Below are 18108 nucleotides of genomic sequence, written 5' to 3'. Positions count from 1 at the left end.
GAGTGGCGGACGTGACCATGCGGAGCGCCCCGCGCCCGTCGCGACCGCCTGGAGGCGCGGTGCCGGTCTTGTGGAGCGGCCTCGCGCCTCCAGGCGGGACGCGTCTCGACCGCTGCGCCGAGATCGCACTTCGGCGGCTCGGCCGGCGGTCGAGGCGCGCCGAAGTGCGATCTCACCGGCCCGGGCGGCCGGGGCCCGAGCGGGACGCGTCTCGACCCCGCGCCGAGATCGCACTTCGGCGTCCCGGCCGGCGGCGGATGCGCGCCGAAGTGCGATCTCACCGGCCCGAACCCGCCCCGAACCCGGACCGGACCGGACCGGACCGGACCGCACCGGACCGGCCCCGCCCCGAACCCGGACCGACCCGCGTCAGCGCCGCAAGGTCGCGCGCGCCAGCCGGTTCCCGATGAACTGGCCGAGCTGCACGATGATGACGATCGCCGCCACCGAGACGTACACGATCCACCAGTCGTAGCGCTGCGACCCGTAGGTGATCGCGTACTCGCCGAGGCCGCCGCCACCGATGAGCGCACCCTGCGCCGTCATGTCGACGATGCCGATGTAGATGAAGGTGTAGCCGAGGATGAGCGGGCCGAGGCCCTCGGGGATGAGGACCGTCAGCAGGATCGAGACGGGGTGCGCTCCCGAGGCCCGTGCCGCCTCGACGACGCCGGGGTCGACGGCGAGCAGGTTCTGCTCCACGATCCGGGACACCGCGAACGCCGCCGCGAGCGAGATCGCGAACGTCACCGCGGGGACGCCGATCGTCGTCTGCACGACCACGCGCGACAGCGGAGCGATCGCCGCGAGGAAGATGACGAACGGGATCGGGCGGACGAGGTTCACGACCACGTTGATGATCGTGTACGCGCCTCGGTGGCCGAGCAGGTTGCCCGGCCTGGTGGCGTAGAGCGCGAGCCCGAGTGCGAGGCCGATGATCCCCGCGATCACGAGGGAGACCAGCGACATCACGATGGTGTCGCGCACCGAGGCGAGGAAGACGTCGAACGTGTCGATCACGCTCTGGAAGGAGTTGTTCACGCTGCGTCCTCCTCGTCGGTGGTGACGCCCGCGGCGCGGAGCGCGGCGACAGCGGCGTCGATGGCCGCGGCCCCGGCCGAGCCAGCCGAGCCGGCGGCACCGGCCGCACCGGCGGCCCCGGCGTCCCCGGCGCCGTCCGGACCGGTCAGCTCGTACGTCAACGAGCCGATCCGCCGCTCCCGGATCTCGCCGACCCCGCCGTAGACGAGCTCGGCGGTGACCCCCGCAGCCCGGAAGGCCGCGTCGATCCTGTTCTGCAGTCCGGCCTCGTCGGTGATCTGCACGGTGACGAGGCGTCCCGGGTGCCGTTCACGCAAGCGCGCGAGGGTCTCGGGGGAGGGCCGGTCGTGCAGGGCGGTGCGCACGAAGCGCTGGGCGGCGTCGGTCTGCGGCGCGGAGAACACGTCGTAGACGTCCCCGACCTCGACGACGCGCCCCTGCTCCATCACGGCGACCCGGTCGGCGATCTGCCGGACGGCGTCCATCTCGTGGGTGATGACGATGATCGTGACGCCGAGCTCGCGGTTGACCCGGCGGAGGAGCGCGAGGACCTCGGAGGTGGTCTCCGGGTCGAGGGCGCTCGTGGCCTCGTCGGCGAGCAGCAGCTCGGGGTCGGCGGCCAGCGCACGGGCGATGCCGACGCGCTGCTTCTGCCCGCCGGAGAGCTGCTCCGGGTAGGCGTGGGCACGTTCGAGCAGGCCGACGAAGTCGAGCAGCTCGGCGACGCGGCGGTCGCGCTCGGCCTTCGGCACACCGGCGACCTTGAGCGGGTACGCGACGTTGCCGGCGATGGTGCGGGAACGGAACAAGTTGAACTGCTGGAAGATCATCCCGATCCGGCAACGCGCCAGACGGCGATCCCGCTCGGGGATCGCCGTCAGTTCCTGGCCGGCGACGGTGACCGACCCGGAGCTCGGGAGCTCCAGGGCGTTCACGAGCCGGACCAGGGTGGACTTGCCGGCACCGGAGTACCCGATGACGCCGAGGACCTCGCCCTGGTGCACGTCCAGGGAGACGTCCTCGACGGCCACCACGGTCTCGCCGGTGTCGGAGCGGCGGTAGTGCTTCGAGACGCCGCGGAGTTCGACGAGGACCGGCACTACTGCTTGGCCGCCTTCGCGTCCTTCTCGACGGTCGCGAGCTCGTCCTGCAGCGAGGACGCGCTCTCGTCGCGGACGACCGCGTCGGGGTTGTCCTTGAGGAAGACCTTCTGCACGGCGTCGTCCTGGAAGAGCTTCGCGAGTGCGAGGTACGTCTTGTTGCCCTTGTCCTCGTCGCGTGCGGCGAAGATGTTCACGTACGGGGCGGCGTTCGCGCTGGAGGGGTCGTCCTGGTAGACGACGTCGCTCGACGGCAGGCCGGCGGCGGTCGCGAAGTTGTTGTTCACGACGGCGGCGGCGACGGAGCCCTGCTGCAGCGCGTTCGCGGTCTGCGAGGCCTCGAGCGGCTGGACGTCGACCTTCTTCGTCTCGATGTCGGACGTGGTCGAGAACGCCGAGCCGCCGTCCTTCAGCGTGATGAGCTTCGCGCCCTGCAGCACGAGGAGCGCGCGCGCCTGGTTGATCGAGTCGTTCGGGATCGCGATCTTCGCCCCCTCGGGGATCGCGGACGCCTTGTCGTACTTCGTCGCGTAGAGCGGCAGCGGGTACACGGCGGTCGAGCCGATCGGCTGCAGGTCGTCGTTCGAGGTGACGTTGTAGTCGGCGAGGTACTGGATGTGCTGGAACTGGTTGAGGTCCAGCTGGCCGTCCTTGAGCGCCGGGTTCGGCAGCGAGTAGTCGGCGAAGTTCGTCAGCTTGACCGTGACGTTGAGCTTCGACTTGGCGAGCTTCGTGTAGGTGCTCCAGTAGGAGAGCGACTTGTCCGCGACACCGATCGTGACGGTCTTCGGTGACGCACCGGCGGCGCCGGCACCGTCGTTGCTGCTGTCGTCCCCGGAGCGGACGGCTCCGACGATGAGGGCGACGACGATCGCGATGACGACCACCGCGGCGGCGATGATCCAGCCGATCGGACGCTTGCCCTTCGGCTTCTCGGGCAGTGCGGGTGCTGCGGACATGGTGGTGCTCCTCGTGGGCGGTGCTGTGGGGATCCTGCGCTGGTGCGCGGCGTGCAGTCGAGTGTGACGGGCCGTCCGACGCGGTGCGAGTTCCGTTCCGCTGTGTTACATCGCGGCGGGCCTTGGTTCACTCGGTGTGTGCGCAGCATCGAAGTCGTCCTGGACGCCCCGTCGGACGCGGCGGTGCGGGCGGCGTGGGCCGCGCTGGTCGACGCCGACCTGCCGAGCCTCGGTCGGCACCCGTCCCCGTCGAACGCCCCGCACGTCACGCTCGCGGCCGGTCCGGCACTGGCCGTCCCGTCCGGCATCGCGGCGCCGCTGCCGACGTCGCTCCGGGTCGGTGGTCTGCTGCTGTTCCCGGCGGGGCCCGGTCGGTCGGTGGTCGTCCGGGCGATCGTGCTCGACGACGCCCTGGCCGCGTTCCACCGGGCGGTGCACGCGGCGCGGACGGCGCACCCGCTGGTCGGACCCGCGCCGGAGGCCGTGGAAACGACCCTGCCGGGAGCGTGGTCACCGCACGTCACGCTCGCCCGCCGGGTGCGGGACGAGGACTTGCCCCGCGCCGTCGCGGCGCTCCGGTCGGCACCGCTGCCGGCGGAGCTCGGCGTCGCGGGCGTCCGGCACTGGGACGGCGACACGAGGACGATCACGCCCGTCACGTGACGAGCGGGGTGCAGACGAGCGGGCCTGGAGGCGCGGGTCAGCTCCCGAGCACACGCTCGCCGAACGCGGATGCGAACGTCCGGTCCGGGTCGGCCGCGGCGACGAGGTCGCGGAAGTCCGGCAGCCGCGGGTAGAGGTCCTCGACCGCGTCGCGGCCGAGCGAGCTCATCTTGCCCCAGTGCGGTCGCCCGCCGAACGGTGCGAGCCGCCCCTCGAGGTCGGGCAGCAGCGCAGCGACCTCGGCCGGGTGCTTCTTCCAGGTGAAGGCGATGCAGAGCACGTCCTCGCCCTGCGACGGGCTGAGCCAGAACCGGTCCGCCGCCATCGTCCGGAGCTCGCAGACGTGCAGGTGCGGCTGGATGCGGTCGGCCATCCCGCGCAGGGCCTCGAGCGCGGCCGCCGCGTGCCGGAGCGGGACGAAGTGCTCGCTCTGCACCTCGGACCCGTGGCTCGGCACCGAGTCGATCGGGAAGTGCGGCAGCCGGTCCCACCACGGACCGACCGACCCGTCGCGGGCGGTGCGGTGGTCGTCGCCGGGGGATCCGGGGAGCTTCGGCGCGCCGACCAGCTCGCTCGGCACGTCTACGTCGTCCGCGCCGTCGGGGACGCGGGACTTCAGGAGGACCTCGCTGACCTCGTCACCGAACACCGTGTACGAGCACACCGAGTAGGCGCTCGCGTGCACCTCGGCGACGTGCTCGGTGAAGGTGTCCCACGGGATCGACCCGTACGAGTCCTGGCGCATCCGGTAGGTCGGTTCGACGTCGAGCGTGACGCGTGTGACGATGCCGAGCAGTCCGAGGTGCAGCACGGCGCCGTCGAACGCCGGGTCGTCGCGGTCGATCGTCCGCGTGGCCCCGTCCGGCCCGAGCACCTCGAAGGACCGGACCGCGGTGCTGAGCGACCCGAGGGTCGTGCCGGAGCCGTGGGTGCCGGTCGCGACGGCGCCGGCGAGGGAGATGTGCGGCAGCGATCCCTCGTTGTGCAGGGCGAACCCGGCGCGGTCGATCTCCGGCGCGACGACGCCGTACCGGGTGCCGGCGCCCATCGTGGCGGTGCGCCGGTCGGGATCGACGTGCAGGTCGGTCGGGATCGCGGTGAGGTCGAGGAGCACGCCGGGGGCGTCCGCGGCGTCGTTGAACGAGTGCCGGGTGCCGAGGCCGTGCACGCGGGGTTCCCGTGCCACGATCTCGGCGGCTTCGTCGATCGACGTCGGACGGAGCACCCGCTCGGCCGTGTAGGTGACCGTGCCGGACCAGTTCAGCTCGCTCGTCGTCGACCGCATGCCGCCCACGATGCCACGTGCGACCGGGATCGCACCCCCTGACGAACATCGCGCCCCGTCATGACGGGGCGCGATGTTCACCCGGGGGTGCGACGCCCGAACCGGGCGGGTGCGACGCTCGAACCGCGGGCGCGACGCCCGAACCGGGCGGGTGCGACGCTCGAACCGGGCGGGTGCGACGCCGACGCGCTCGACGCGCTCGACGCGCCCGACGAATCGGGAGTCAGTGCATCGACGGCGTCGGGGCGCCCTCGGGGGTGTCCGGCCGGCGGACGAACGCCGAGGTCGCGATGCCGAACAGCGAGATGACCGCACCGACGAGGAACGCCGTCCGCACGCCGGAGGCGGTCGCCTCGGCCAGGCCGTCCGCGCCCGACCCGGCCGTCGCGCTCGCGGCGCCGATGGTCAGGAGGGTGACGAACAGTGCGGTGCCGGCCGCACCGGCGAGCTGCTGCGCGGTACCGAGGACGGCGCTGCCGTGCGAGTACAGCTTCGGGGGCAGCCCGCCGAGCGCCGCGGTGAACAGCGGCGTGAAGGTCAGCGCGAGGCCGATGCTCAGGACGACGTGCGCACCGAGCACGAACCACACGCTCGTGTCGACGCCGACCGTGGAGAGTGCCCACAGCACGGCGCTGACGATGATCGAGCCGGGGATGAGCAGCACGCGGGGGCCGCGACGGTCGTAGATGCGTCCGACGATCGGGGAGAGGAGCCCCATGATGAGCCCGCCGGGCAGGAGCAGCAGCCCGACGTTCAGGACGTCGAGTCCGAGGACGCGTTCGAGGTAGATCGGCAGCAGGATCAGCGTGCCGAACATCGCCATGAAGCTGAGGCCCATCGCCACGATCGGGACGGTGAAGCCGGGGGTCTGGAACGTGCGGAGGTCGAGCAGTGCCCGGTCCGTCCGCTGCAGTCGGGTCTGTCGGAGGATGAACAGGGTGAGCGCGACGGCGCCGACGACCAGGGCGGTCACCGGGACGAGCGGACCGGTCGCGCCGGCCTCGCCGATGCTCGAGAGCCCGTAGACGATGCCGCCGAAGGCGAACGCGGAGAGCACGACCGAGAGCACGTCGAGCGGGGCCTTCCGCGGCGTGGAGACGTTCCGCACCTTCAGCATGCCGAGCACCAGCGCGGCCAGGGCGATCGGCAGGACGAACCCGAACAGCCAGCGCCACGAGAACGCGTTGAGGATGAGGCCGGAGATGGTCGGGCCGATCGCCGGGGCGACCGAGATGACGATCGAGATGTTGCCCATCACGCGGCCGCGGTGTGCCGGCTCGATGAGCGTCAGCACGGTGGTCATGAGCAGCGGCATCATGATCGCGGTCCCGCTCGCCTGCACGATGCGGCCGAGCAGGAGCATCGTGAACCCGGGTGCGAGCAGCGCGATGAGGGTGCCGGCGGAGAACAGGCTCATCGCCCAGACGAACACCGGCCGCGTGTTGTACCGCTGCAGCAGGAACCCGGTGATCGGGATGACGACCGCCATGGTGAGCAGGAACCCGGTCGTCAGCCACTGACCGGTCGCTGCGCTGATGCCGAGGTCGTCCATCAGGCGCGGCAGGGCGACGCCCATGATCGTCTCGTTGAGGATGACGACGAACGCGGAGACGAGCAGCAGCCCGATCACGAGTCGCGTCTCGCCGGGGGAGGGCTGCGAGACGCTCCCGGTGCGGGGTGCGGAATCGACGGCCTGGGTCATGCGGGGCTCCTGGTGGATCACGACTGGTGGAACGAGGGGGCGCAGGACGCGCAGACAGGGCAACCGCCTGAGTGGATTCGATTATTCCGCTTCCCGCCGACATCCGTCAGAGCGGATCGGTCAGAGCGGATCGGTCAGAGCGGATCGGGACATCCGTCAGAGCGGATCGGTCAGTGCAGGATCGTGAACTCGTCCCCGTCGCCGTGCGGCACCACGGCTCGGCACTCCACGTCCGTCACGGTGGCCGACGGCGGGCCGGTGCGGATGAAGCCCATGAGCGCGTCCACCGCCGGGGCGGGTCCCTCCGCCTCGACCTCGACCGTCCCGTCGAACAGGTTCCGCGCGTACCCGGTGAGCGCCAGCCCGTCGGCCTTCCGCGCTGTCCAGTACCGGAACCCGACCCCTTGGACCGTCCCCGACACCACGGCGTGCATCCTCGTCACCGTTGTCATGCGGCTCAATGTAGGCGCGCGGTCTCACCAGGAGTTTTCGGCGCTGTTTCGGTCTCGTGAAACCCGGTGATAGTGTCATTGCAACCCGAACACTTCGAGTCACCATGACACGAACCGGATTCGACCTGACCCACATGACCTCGTTCACCGATCTCCCCATCCGCGTCGCGGTCTCGACCGTGATCGTCGCGCTGCGCCCGCACCCGGACACCGGGGCCCCGGCGCTGTGGATGCCGCTCGTGCGCCGCGTCGCCGAGCCGTACGAGGGGTCGTGGGCGCTCCCGGGCGGCTGGGTGCAGCCGGACGAGGGGCTCGAGGACTCGGCGGCGGCCAGACTGCGCGAGACGACGAACGTGCAGCCGCGCTACCTCGAGCAGCTCTACGCGTTCGGTGACGTCGACCGCTCCCCGAACCGCGTCGTGTCGATCGTCTACTGGGCACTCGTGCACCCGGACGAGGCGAGCTCGGTGCCCGACGACTGGAACGTGCGCTGGTTCCTCGCCGACGAGCACCCGCCCCTCGCGTTCGACCACGATCGCATCGTCGAGTACGCCCTCTGGCGACTGCGCAACAAGATGTCGTACTCCCGGATCGCGCAGGCGTTCCTGGGGGACCGGTTCACCCTCGCCGAACTCCGCGGGGTGTACGAGGCGGTGCTCGGGCGTGCGCTCGACCCCGCGAACTTCCGTCGGCAGGTCGAGAAGACCGACGCGGTCCTGCCGACCGACGAGACCACGAGCGGGGACCGGCACCGTCCGGCCCGGCTGTACCGCTCGAACCCCGACCTGGCCTACGCGGACAACGGCCCGCTGCAGCAGGGCAACACACCGCAGAACCGATAGGAACACCGTGTCCATCGCAACGACCATCGACCTCATCTCCAACGGCCAGGCCGCGGGCAGCACGTGCACGCCCGACCTCGCCATGCCGACGTGGGACTTCGACTCCCGGCCCGGGTACGGTCCCGGATCGTCGATGTCGGACGTCATCCCGACCTCCGCCCCGCGCCAGGGCGTGCTGCCGGACGCGTACAAGAACGCCCCGGTCGACGAGCTCCACGAGCGCATCGAACGGGCGAAGGCGACGCTCGGCGACCGCGTCGTGGTGCTGGGGCACTTCTACCAGCGCGACGAGGTCGTCCGGCACGCCGACTTCCTCGGCGACTCGTTCCAGCTGGCGAACGCCGCGCTGACGAAGCCCGACGCCGAGGCGATCGTCTTCTGCGGCGTGCACTTCATGGCGGAGACGGCGGACATCCTCGCCCGCGACGACCAGCGCGTCATCCTGCCGAACCTCGCCGCCGGGTGCTCGATGGCGGACATGGCCGACATCGACAGCGTCGAGGCGGCGTGGGCCGAGCTCACGGCGGTCTACGGCACCGAGCCGGACGCCGACGGCCGCGTGCCGGTCATCCCCGTCACCTACATGAACTCGGCGGCGGACCTCAAGGCGTTCTGCGGCCGCAACGGCGGGATCGTGTGCACCTCGTCGAACGCGTCGACCGTGCTGGAGTGGGCGTTCGAGCGGGGGCAGCGGGTCCTGTTCTTCCCGGACCAGCACCTCGGTCGCAACACCGCGAAGGCGATGGGCATCAGCACCGACCTCATGCCGATGTGGAACCCGCGGAAGCCGCTCGGGGGCAACGACGCCGAGACCCTGCAGGAGGCGAAGGTCGTCCTCTGGCACGGCTTCTGCTCCGTGCACCGCCGCTTCACGGTCGAGCAGATCGACCGCGCCCGCGCCGAGCACCCCGGGGTCCAGGTGATCGTGCACCCGGAGTGCCCGATGGCCGTCGTCGACGCCGCCGACCACGCGGGCAGCACCGACCTCATCCGGAAGACCGTGGCCGCGGCGACCGAGCCCACCACGTTCGCGATCGGCACCGAGATCAACATGGTGAACCGTCTCGCGGCGGAGTACCCGCAGCACACGATCTTCTGCCTCGACCCCGTGGTCTGCCCCTGCTCGACGATGTACCGGATCCACCCCGGCTACCTCGCCTGGGTCCTCGAGGCGCTCGTCGACGGCGAGGTCCTCAACGAGATCGTCGTGCCCGCCGAGGTGCAGGCCGACGCCAGGGTCGCGCTCGAGCGGATGCTCGCGGCACGTCCGAAGGGCTGACCGTGCACGTCGTCATCGTGGGCTCCGGCATCGCGGGGCTGACCGCCGCGATCCGCGCGAGCGCACGGCACGACGTCACCCTCGTGACGAAGGGCGCGTTGACGGACGGCGCGACCGGGTACGCGCAGGGCGGCGTCGCGGTCGCGCTCGGGGCCGACGACTCCGCGTCGCTCCACGAGTCGGACACGCACGTCGCGGCGGCGGGCAGCGCCGACGCCCGCGCGGTCGAGGTGCTCTGCACCGACGGGCCGGCGCGGGTCCGCGACCTGCTCGCCCTCGGCGTGCCCTTCGACCGGACGACGGACCCGTCGAGCCTCGACCGGTACGGCGACGACCTGGCACGCGGTCGCGAGGCCGCGCACGGCCGGTGGCGCGTCGTGCACGCGGACGGCGACGCGACCGGTGCCGCGATCGAGCGCACCCTCGTCGACGCGCTGCACCGCCGACACGTCACGATCCTCGAACGCACCTGCCTCACCGACCTCGTCGTCACGGGCGGCACGGTCGTCGGCGTCGACGTCCTGGACCTGCTCGGCGAGCCGCGCCGGATCGACGCCGACGCCGTGGTGCTCGCCTCCGGCGGTGCCGGGCACCTCTACCGCGAGACGACGAACCCGCTTGTCGCGACCGGTGACGGTGCCGCCGCCGCCTGGCGTGCCGGCGCCGTCCTCGCGGACCTCGAGTTCGTGCAGTTCCACCCGACGCGCCTCGCGGTGCCGAACGGCGGACTGGTGTCGGAAGCCGTCCGCGGCGAGGGCGCCGTCCTCCGCGACGCCCGCGGCCGGCGCTTCATGGCCGGGCTGCACCCGGACGCCGAGCTCGCCCCGCGCGACATCGTGGCCCGGGGGATCGCGAGCGCGATGCGCGACCAGGGCGGCGAACCCGTCCTCCTCGACGCCACCGGTCTCGACCCCGCCTTCCTCGTCGCCCGGTTCCCCGGCCTCACCCGCGCCACCCGCGCCACCGGCTTCGACTGGACCCGTGAGGGCGTCCCCGTCGCCCCGGCCGCGCACTACTCGATGGGCGGCGTCGCCACAGACGCGGACGGCCGGACCAGCCTGCCCGGGCTCCTGGCGATCGGCGAGGTCGCCTGCACCGGCGTCCACGGCGCCAACCGTCTCGCGTCCAACTCGCTCCTCGAGGGACTGGTCTTCGCGGTCCGCGCCGCGGACGCCCTCGACGCTCCCCGACCCGACCGGCTGCGCCTGCGCGGTGACGCGGGTCTCCGGGTCACCAGCGTTCCCGACGCGGCGGACGTGATCCGTTCCTCCCGTCCGACCCTGCCTGGAGGCGCGGCTCACCGCACCGACGTCACGGACGTCCGTCAGGCGGTCCAGTCCGTCATGACGGACCGCGTGGGGCTCCTGCGCGACGCGACCGGACTCGCGAGCGCACGCCGCGACCTCGCCGCCCTGACCCTGCCGGAGCCGACCGGCGTGCGCGACCACGAGGACCGCGCGCTCCTCGACCTCGCCCGGATCGTCGCGCTCGCCGCCTGGACCCGCACCGAGTCGCGCGGTGCGCACGCGCGCACCGACCACCCCGACACCGACCCCACCGCACCCGCGTCGTACGCGTGGGTCGCCCAGCACGCACCCGTCCCGCAGGAGGTACCCGCATGACCGTCGACGCAGCACCGACCGACGCAGCACCGACCCACGCAGCACCGACAAACGCAGCACCGAGCGATCCCGGCACTGTCCCGCCGCACGCCCTCCGCCGGGTCATCGAGACCGCCCTCGAGGAGGACGCGCCGTGGGGCGACGTCACCAGCGAGACGCTCATCCCCGCCGACGCCGTGGCGACGGCGACGCTCGGCGCACGCGAACCCGGCGTCCTGAGCGGTGGCGGGGTGTTCGCCGCGGTGGTGCACGCGGTCGATCCGTCGGTCGACGTGGTCCTGCACGTGCCGGACGGTGCCGCGTTCGAACCCGGCACCCTGCTGGCGACCGTGACGGGCAACGCACGCTCGGTCCTCCGCGCCGAGCGGGTCGCGCTCAACCTCGTGCAGCGGATGTCGGGCATCGCGACGGCGACCGCCACGTACGTCGCCGCGGTCGAGGGGACCCGGGCGCGGATCGTCGACACCCGCAAGACGACGCCGGGGCTCCGTGCGCTCGAGCGCTACGCCGTCCGGTGCGGGGGCGGGCACAACCACCGCACCTCACTGTCCGACGCCGTGCTCGCGAAGGACAACCACCTCGCGGTGCTGCTGGCGAGCGGGATCGGGATCGGGGACGCGATCACGGCCGCGCGTGCGCGCCTCGGGCACACCGTGCACGTCGAGGTCGAGGTGGACCGCATCGACCAGATCGAGCCCGTCGTCGCGGCCGGCGTCGACACGATCATGCTCGACAACTTCACGCCGGCGATGCTCGAGACCGGGGTGGGCATCGTCGCCGGACGGGCACTCGTCGAGGCCTCGGGCGGGGTGTCGCTCGACACCGTCGCCGCGATCGCCGCCACCGGTGTCGACGTCATCTCGGTCGGTGCGCTGACGCACTCGGCGCGGGCGCTCGACCTCGGGCTCGACGTGGACGTCGCGGCGCCCGCCGGGGCCTGACGTGTTCTACCTCGACCGGGCGGCCACGACCCCCGTGCGCCGCGAGGTGCTCGAGGCGATGTGGCCGTACCTGACCGGCACCTTCGGCAACCCGTCCTCGACGCACGCCGTCGGCGACGCCGCTGCCCGCGGCCTCGCCGACGCCCGTGCCGCCGTCGCCGCGGTGCTCGGGTGCCGACCGGCCGAGGTCGTCTTCACCACCGGTGGCACCGAGGGCGCCAACACCGCCGTGAAGGGCATCGCCCTCGCCACGCCCCGCGGCCGCCACGTCGTCACGAGCGCGATCGAGCACGAGGCCGTGCTGGAGAGCTGTCGGTACCTCGAACGGTTCCACGGCTTCGACGTCACGGTGCTCCCGGTGGGCCCGGACGGCCGCGTCGACCCGTCCGTGCTCCGTGGCGCGCTCCGGCCGGACACCACCCTCGTCACGATCGCGCACGCGGACAACGAGATCGGCACCGTGCAGGACGTGCCGGTGCTCGCCGCGGTGGCGCACGAGGTCGGCGCGCGCTTCCACACCGACGCCGTGCAGTCCGCGCCGTGGCTGCCGGTCGGCCTCGACGTGCTCGGGGTCGACGCCGTGTCGCTGTCGGGGCACAAGCTCGGCGCCCCGAAGGGGACCGGGGTGCTCGCCGTCCGCGCCGGGGTACAGCTCGAACCGCTCCTGCACGGTGGGGGACAGGAACGGGGCCGACGGTCCGGCACCGAGGACGTCGCCGGTGCGGTGGCGGTCGCGACGGCGATCGGGCTCGCCGCCGCCGGGCGCGACGCTGCCGTCGCGTGGGCCACGGTGACCCGCGACGCCGTGCTCGACGGCGTGCTCGGGGCCGTGCCCGGGGCGTTCGTCACCGGCTCGCGGACATCGCGCCTGCCGGGGCACGCATCGTTCTGCTTCCCCGGGGTGAACGGCGAGACGGTGCTGCTCGAGCTGGAGCAACGGGACGTCGTGTCGTCGTCGGGGAGCGCCTGCGCGGCCGGGAGCACCGAGGCCTCGCACGTGCTCACCGCCCTCGGTCTGCCGGAGGACGTCGCGCGGACGGCCCTGCGGCTGACGTTCGACGCGGGCCTCGGTGACGCCGACGTCCCGGTCGTCGTCGGAGCCGTCGCGGAGGCCGTCGCCACGGTCCGGACGCTCGCCTAGGGTGTACTAGACGTTCTACTCCATGAGTGGGGTCGTGTCCCCCCTTTTGCGGACCCGAGAACTGCGTCAGAGTACTCACATGGCAAACGCGATGACGACTCGGGTCCGGCAGGAGGACCACTTCCGGGCGGTCCAGCTCCTCCCGGCACCCGCGACCGTCGTCGCGCTCGTCCTGGCCGCACAGCACGACCTCGGCACCGCCCCCCTCGGGCTGATCGCCGTCGTCGGAGCACTGGCGACCATCGGGAGCGCCCTGCTCCCCATGGTCCGACCCGCGGCGGCCCGACGGTCGATGCCCGCACCGACCGAGACAGACCGGTACCGAGAGGACACCGAACACCCTTGAGGACCAGCACCGACGAGTCCGTCCCCCTGCGGACCCGACGGTGCGACGACCCGGACGCGACCCCCTGATCTGCGTCCGGGCGCGGGGCACGACATCCCCTGATTCGTCGTGCCCCGCAGCACTTGCGACCCGTCGTGGGCGCGAGCGTCGCTTCCCCTGTGCGACGCCACGTCCCCCCTCGGCCCACGACGGGTCCGGTGCACTGCGTTACGGTGTGGCCGTGCCCTCGTACCGCGTGACCCTGGCCGTCGGCGCCCTCGCCGCCGGCACGGCCCCCGACGCCGTCCTGCCCGAGGCCGCACGCCTCGTCGCCGAACTCACCGTCGTCGAGGCGCGGGACGTCCAGCTGCTCCGCGGCGTCCCGTGCGCCGTCGTCCGGTTCGAGGCCCCGTCCGACGAGATCGCCGAGGCCGTCGCCGACCACGCCGTCGCCGGGCTCACCGACGTCGTCGCGGTCCGGTCCGCCGTGGTCACACGTCGCGACGGAGCGCGCTGGACGCCCGTCCGCTGACCGGCCACACGTAGTCGAGGTCGTCCGGCACGTCCGGGAACAGCGGCCGGTAGTGCTCCGGGGCCTTCTGCACGAGCTTCGACCGGTGCGAGCGGTGCACCGCCGGGTCGTCGTTCCACGGCGGCACGGGGAAGTCGCCGCGCTCGTAGGCCTCGAGGTCCTCGGGCACGAGCGCCAGGTCCGCGAGGGTCTTCACCAGGCACGTGTCGGCGTATCCGCGCTCGCTCCACACCCGGCACGTGGCGTCCTGGTACGCCATCAGCGCGGGACGCCACCCACGCCACATCGCTACCACCGGGTGGTGCTGCCACCCGTAGTCCGGCAGCGTCAGCGCCCGCATCACCTGCAGCGTCTCGACCCGCTGCTTCCCGAGCCGCCGGTCGTCGAGCACCTCGGCCGAGGCGCGGAAGTCCGGGTACGGCAGGAACGTCTGCATGCCGCGGACGGTACCCGGCAGCGCTGGAACCCGACACATGTCGTCACAACCACGCCACCGTCCCCGCAGGCGTGTGAGCATCGACCGCATGAGCGGAGAACTCGTCGTCGGTGTCAGCGGCAGCCCCTCGGACCCCTCGCGGACGTCCACCCTGGTGGCTGCGACCGTGGCGCGCCTCGGGCAGGAGATCGAGGGGTCCCGGACCGAGACCATCGAGATCGGACCGCTCCTGGCCGACCTCGGTGCGGCGCCGTCCCGCGAGGCGATGTCCGATCGCACCCGACGCGCCCTGGAGACCGTCGAGTCGGCGGACGTCCTCGTCGTGGGGAGTCCCGCGTTCCGCGCCGCGTACTCCGGGGCGTTCAAGCTCTTCTTCGACTGGATCGGTCAGTACGACCTCGTCGACACGCCGGTGCTCCTCACCGCCACGGGTGGCAGCGACCGGCACGCCCTGCTCGTCGAGCACCAGATGCGACCGCTGTTCGGCTTCTTCCAGTCGACGACGCTGCCGATCGGGGTGTTCGGCAACGAGCGCGACTTCACGAAGCGCGAGGGCGGGTACGACATCTCGAACGTCGACCTCGAGCTGCGGATCGACCAGGCCGTGCTCCGGGCGCTCCCGCTCATCCGGGGTGGCTTCGCGACCGCCGGTGCCCACGAGGTGCGTCGCCCCGCCGACTTCTGACCCGTCGCGCGGCCGCCCCGCGCCCCCGTGGCCGCTGAGATCGCCCGTGGCCGCTGAGATCGCACTTTCGCGCGGACGGCCGGCAGCGGTGCCCGCCGAAGTGCGATCTCGCGCTCGCGACGGCCGGGTGACGGGGTGCGGCGCGCGGATTCGGAACGTTCCGAGCGTCGGACTGGAGGCGCGTGGCGGGGCCGCCCCGCGCCTCCAGTCCGATGCGACTCAGCCCAGCAGGGACGCGACGTGCGCGACCGCCAGGCGGTAGCCGTCCGGCCCGGCGCCGGCGATCACGGCCGTCGCCGCCGTGGCGACGTGGTCCACGTGCCGGAACGGCTCGCGCTTCCACGTGTTCGACAGGTGCACCTCGACGACGGGGACCGACAGCGCCTCGACGGCGTCGTGCAGCGCGACGGAGGTGTGGGCGTACGCGGCGGGGTTGATGACGACCGCCGCGAAGTGGTCGAGCGCCTCGTGCAGCCACTCGACGAGCTCGCCCTCTCGGTTCGTCTGCCGGAAGTCCGCGTCGAGCTCGTGCACGGCGGCCTCGGTGTGGACGATGGCCTCGATCTCGGCGAGCGTGACCGTGCCGTACTGTGCCGGGTCCCGTCGACCGAGGATGTCGAGGTTCGGGCCGTTGAGGACGAGGATGCGCGACTGCTCGGTCATGGCGCGAGCCTACCGAGGCCCCTGTTCCCATGACGCGCGTGATGCATACCTTGGCTATGTGAACGGTCACAAATCGGTGTAACGTCTCCGTCCGGGTCGGCGGAGTTGTCGACTGCAACACATCGACGGAGAGTGTCAATGGTTCTCGCGGCAGCGAACAACGGGATCCGGCTCGACTTGGGCTGGGTCGACTACCTGATGGTCATCGTGTACTTCGCGGTGGTGATCGGCATCGGGTTCACGGCTCGGCGGCAGGTCCGCACGAGCATGGACTTCTTCCTCTCGGGCAGGTCGATGCCCGCGTGGATCACGGGCCTCGCGTTCGTGTCCGCGAACCTCGGCGCGACCGAGATCCTCGGCATGGCGGCCAACGGTGCCCAGATCGGCATGGCGACCCTGCACTACTACCTCGTCGGTGCCGTGCCCGCGATGGTGTTCCTCGGGCTCGTGATGATGCCCTTCTACTACGGCTCGAAGGTCCGCTCGGTGCCGGAGTTCATGCTCCGCCGGTTCGGCAAGGCCCCGCACCTGGTGAACTCGATCGCGTTCGCGGTGTCGAACGTGCTCATCGCCGGCATCAACCTCTACGCCATGGCCATCGTCATCGAGGCCATGCTCGGCTGGCCCGAGTGGATCGCGATCGTCGTGTCGGCGGGCTTCGTCCTCGTCTACATCACCCTCGGCGGCCTCTCCAGCGCCATCTACAACGAGGTCATGCAGTTCTTCGTGATCCTCGCCGGCCTCATCCCGCTCACGATCGTCGGCCTGCACCGCGTCGGCGGCTGGAGCGGCCTCTCGAAGGCGATCACCGAGACGCAGGGCGTGCAGCACCTGCAGGCCTGGGCCGGCACCGGCTTCGGCGACGTGACCAACCCGATCGGTGCGAACTGGCTCGCCATCGTGCTCGGCCTGGGCTTCGTGCTCGGCTTCGGCTACTGGACGACGAACTTCACCGAGGTGCAGCGTGCGTTCTCGGCGAAGAACATGTCCGCCGCCCGCCGCACCCCGCTCATCGCCGCGATCCCGAAGCTCTTCATCCCCGCGATCGTCGTCATCCCCGGTCTCATCGCCGCGGCCGTCGTCGGCAACCAGTTCGCCTCGGGTGCGCTCGACTACAACGACGCGATCCCGAAGCTCATCCAGATGTACCTGCCGACCGGTGTGCTCGGCGTCGCGGTGACGGGTCTCCTCGCCTCGTTCATGGCGGGCATGGCGGCGAACGTCTCCTCGTTCAACACCGTCTTCACGTACGACATCTGGCAGCGCTACATCAAGCCGAACATGCCCGACGTGCACTACCTCAAGACCGGCCGCTGGGTCACCGTCGTGGGCGTGCTCGTCGGCATCGCGACCGCATTCATCGCCGCGCAGGCGTCGAACATCATGACGTACATGCAGACGCTGTTCTCGTTCTTCAACGCGCCGCTCTTCGCCGTGTTCATCCTCGGCCTGCTCTGGAAGCGGATGACCACACAGGGTGCGCTCTGGGGCTACATCCTCGGCATCGTCACGCCGACGATCACGTGGATCGCGTACCTCGTGAACCCGGACCTGTTCGCCACCGCGACCGCCGAGACCCTGTACGGCGCGATCATCTCGTTCGTCACCGTCCTCGTCGTCGGGTTCGTCGTGTCGATGGTCACGAAGCCAAAGCCCGAGAAGGAGCTCGGCGGCCTGGTCTACGGCGTCGGCAAGATCGACCTGCACAGCGACTCGGTCGCGACGGACACCGCCTGGTACCGCTCGCCGGCGCTGCTCGGCACCGTGGCACTCGTGCTCTGCGTCGTCCTCTACCTGCCGTTCCTCTGATCCGCACCACTGCGAAGGAGATCACCACTCATGAGTGACACCACCACCGGCATGACGGACGAGCAGAAGGCCGCCCTCGTCCGCTCCACCCGCCGTCTCGACCTGCGCCGCATCCTCGGAGGGCTCTTCGTCCTCTACGGCGTCATCACGACGATCGTCGGCATCGTCAACTGGAACACCGACCCGGAGAAGACCGGCGGCATCCACATCAACCTGTGGGTCGGGCTGTCGATGCTCGTCGGCGGGCTGCTGTTCTTCCTGTGGGACCGGCTGGGCCCCGTCCCGGCGGAGGACATCATCGGCCAGGCCGAGGCCGAGGCGCACCAGAAGGCCGCCGGCGAGGGCCGCGAGCTGGCCTGAGGCCGGGCGCGCCGGGTCGCGCTGGCGCGCTGGCCGCCGGCTGGTGCTGGCTGTCGTGGGCGATTCCGACCCGGAACGACGAAGCGGCTGTCGTACGACAGCGGCTTCGTCGTTCCCGCGCGGCTGCAACAGCGCGCGCGTGCAACGAGCGCCAAGGCCGCCGTCGCACGACATCGACGTTGTCGCACCGGCTCACGCCCGCAGGACGCACCGAGCGGGCCTGGAGGCACGGTGCCGGTCACCCGCGCCTCTCCGGTCCGTCCCGGTGCGG

General features: G+C 71.7%; 19 protein-coding genes. 11 read left to right on the top strand and 8 right to left on the bottom strand.

The window, feature by feature from the left end:
- Positions 1-369 precede the first annotated feature (369 nt).
- From DEJ28_RS13095 to DEJ28_RS13085, 3 genes are read right to left on the bottom strand one after another with little or no spacing between them, the layout of a single operon-like run.
- Positions 370-1041 (bottom strand): methionine ABC transporter permease, encoded by a 672-nt coding sequence (locus DEJ28_RS13095; RefSeq protein ID WP_258368012.1) that lies wholly within the window; start codon positions 1039-1041, stop codon positions 370-372.
- Entirely contained in the window at positions 1038-2141 is a 1104-nt protein-coding gene (locus DEJ28_RS13090) for a methionine ABC transporter ATP-binding protein (RefSeq protein ID WP_111115195.1), read from the bottom strand. Before DEJ28_RS13090 ends, DEJ28_RS13095 begins: the two co-directional genes overlap by 4 nt.
- Positions 2141-3100 carry a MetQ/NlpA family ABC transporter substrate-binding protein gene (locus DEJ28_RS13085; RefSeq protein WP_111115196.1) on the bottom strand — a complete coding sequence of 320 codons (960 nt, stop codon included), beginning with the start codon at positions 3098-3100 and terminating at the stop codon, positions 2141-2143. The genes DEJ28_RS13090 and DEJ28_RS13085 overlap by 1 nt, the downstream gene beginning before the upstream one ends.
- Positions 3101-3238: 138 nt before the next feature.
- Between DEJ28_RS13085 and DEJ28_RS13080 the strand changes: the two genes are divergently transcribed.
- Entirely contained in the window at positions 3239-3763 is a 525-nt protein-coding gene (locus DEJ28_RS13080; protein ID WP_111115197.1) for a 2'-5' RNA ligase family protein, read from the top strand.
- Positions 3764-3800: 37 nt separating this feature from the next.
- Here DEJ28_RS13080 and DEJ28_RS13075 read toward each other — a convergent pair whose 3' ends face one another.
- The 3 genes from DEJ28_RS13075 to DEJ28_RS13065 form a co-directional block, all read right to left on the bottom strand.
- Positions 3801-5048, bottom strand: coding sequence for a D-arabinono-1,4-lactone oxidase (locus DEJ28_RS13075; protein WP_111115198.1), 1248 nt, complete (start codon positions 5046-5048; stop codon positions 3801-3803).
- Between the two features lie 223 nt (positions 5049-5271).
- A complete protein-coding gene (locus DEJ28_RS13070) occupies positions 5272-6750 on the bottom strand; it encodes an MDR family MFS transporter (protein ID WP_111115199.1) in 1479 nt (492 codons plus the stop codon).
- A gap of 170 nt (positions 6751-6920) precedes the next feature.
- Complete coding sequence (locus DEJ28_RS13065; protein WP_258368014.1) at positions 6921-7202, bottom strand: acylphosphatase; 282 nt, start codon at positions 7200-7202, stop codon at positions 6921-6923.
- A gap of 104 nt (positions 7203-7306) precedes the next feature.
- On the opposite strand from DEJ28_RS13065, the gene DEJ28_RS13060 reads away from it, so the two are divergent.
- From DEJ28_RS13060 to DEJ28_RS13030, 7 genes are all read left to right on the top strand, one after another.
- A complete protein-coding gene (locus DEJ28_RS13060; RefSeq protein WP_258368015.1) occupies positions 7307-8044 on the top strand; it encodes an NUDIX hydrolase in 738 nt (245 codons plus the stop codon).
- A gap of 7 nt (positions 8045-8051) precedes the next feature.
- A complete protein-coding gene (gene nadA / locus DEJ28_RS13055; protein ID WP_111115202.1) occupies positions 8052-9323 on the top strand; it encodes a quinolinate synthase NadA in 1272 nt (423 codons plus the stop codon).
- 2 nt (positions 9324-9325) lie between these two features.
- Complete coding sequence (nadB, locus tag DEJ28_RS13050; protein ID WP_111115203.1) at positions 9326-10945, top strand: L-aspartate oxidase; 1620 nt, start codon at positions 9326-9328, stop codon at positions 10943-10945.
- A complete protein-coding gene (gene nadC / locus DEJ28_RS13045; RefSeq protein ID WP_111115204.1) occupies positions 10942-11886 on the top strand; it encodes a carboxylating nicotinate-nucleotide diphosphorylase in 945 nt (314 codons plus the stop codon). Before nadB ends, nadC begins: the two co-directional genes overlap by 4 nt.
- A gap of 1 nt (position 11887) precedes the next feature.
- Entirely contained in the window at positions 11888-13027 is a 1140-nt protein-coding gene (locus DEJ28_RS13040; protein ID WP_111115205.1) for a cysteine desulfurase family protein, read from the top strand.
- 79 nt (positions 13028-13106) lie between these two features.
- The gene (locus tag DEJ28_RS13035) at positions 13107-13373 is read left to right on the top strand and encodes a hypothetical protein (RefSeq protein ID WP_133518835.1); all 267 of its coding nucleotides are present in this window, start codon (positions 13107-13109) and stop codon (positions 13371-13373) included.
- A gap of 220 nt (positions 13374-13593) precedes the next feature.
- Positions 13594-13884, top strand: a complete 291-nt coding sequence (locus DEJ28_RS13030) for a hypothetical protein (protein WP_111115241.1) — start codon at positions 13594-13596, stop codon at positions 13882-13884.
- On the opposite strand, the gene DEJ28_RS13025 is transcribed toward DEJ28_RS13030, so the two are convergent.
- On the bottom strand, positions 13844-14320 hold the full coding sequence (locus DEJ28_RS13025; RefSeq protein WP_111115206.1) for an MSMEG_6728 family protein: 477 nt from the start codon (positions 14318-14320) through the stop codon (positions 13844-13846). The two genes, DEJ28_RS13030 and DEJ28_RS13025, sit on opposite strands and share 41 nt — an antisense overlap.
- Before the next feature lie 88 nt (positions 14321-14408).
- On the opposite strand from DEJ28_RS13025, the gene DEJ28_RS13020 reads away from it, so the two are divergent.
- Positions 14409-15005 (top strand): NAD(P)H-dependent oxidoreductase, encoded by a 597-nt coding sequence (locus tag DEJ28_RS13020; protein WP_181433676.1) that lies wholly within the window; start codon positions 14409-14411, stop codon positions 15003-15005.
- 219 nt (positions 15006-15224) lie between these two features.
- Here DEJ28_RS13020 and aroQ read toward each other — a convergent pair whose 3' ends face one another.
- Positions 15225-15668: a type II 3-dehydroquinate dehydratase gene (aroQ, locus tag DEJ28_RS13015; protein WP_111115208.1), complete on the bottom strand. Its 444-nt coding sequence runs from the start codon at positions 15666-15668 to the stop codon at positions 15225-15227.
- A gap of 138 nt (positions 15669-15806) precedes the next feature.
- Between aroQ and DEJ28_RS13010 the strand changes: the two genes are divergently transcribed.
- Entirely contained in the window at positions 15807-17477 is a 1671-nt protein-coding gene (locus DEJ28_RS13010) for a sodium:solute symporter family protein (protein ID WP_111115209.1), read from the top strand.
- A gap of 30 nt (positions 17478-17507) precedes the next feature.
- The gene (locus DEJ28_RS13005) at positions 17508-17837 is read left to right on the top strand and encodes a hypothetical protein (RefSeq protein WP_111115210.1); all 330 of its coding nucleotides are present in this window, start codon (positions 17508-17510) and stop codon (positions 17835-17837) included.
- Positions 17838-18108 lie beyond the last annotated feature (271 nt).

Origin of the sequence: Curtobacterium sp. MCPF17_002, from assembly GCF_003234115.2 — a bacterium.
Taxonomy (GTDB): domain Bacteria; phylum Actinomycetota; class Actinomycetes; order Actinomycetales; family Microbacteriaceae; genus Curtobacterium.
The sequence above is the reverse complement of the archived record's forward strand: the minus strand, read 5'-3'. Positions and strand labels throughout refer to the sequence as shown.